The sequence below is a fragment of the Halomonas sp. AOP7-E1-9 genome (genome assembly GCF_052376035.1).
In the GTDB taxonomy this organism is placed as follows: Bacteria; Pseudomonadota; Gammaproteobacteria; order Pseudomonadales; family Halomonadaceae; genus Vreelandella; species Vreelandella citrativorans.
Window position 1 is genome coordinate 1 of sequence record NZ_JBQSVC010000108.1, and the last position, 202, is coordinate 202.

Consider the following 202-nt stretch of genomic DNA (forward strand, 5'->3'; position numbering starts at 1 on the left):
TTTAAAAAGTAGCGGGCCCTTTCCATATTTATTATTAAACGCCTGTACTTGTTTAATGGAGCGCTTGTCCAGTGCCCATCGCTCAGCAACGTGCATAACGCCTGGGCGGCGAATAATGACGCCCTTGGCAATATTGGGCGCCATGACCTTAAACAAGAACGATACGGTTTCGCTAAACGATGCGGTGGGCAGTGAATCGGTG

General features: G+C 49.0%; 1 pseudogene. It reads right to left on the reverse strand.

Annotated features, from left to right (window positions below):
- Positions 1-202: pseudogene (locus tag ACT3R4_RS18495) on the reverse strand (cytochrome P450); the annotation flags it as partial.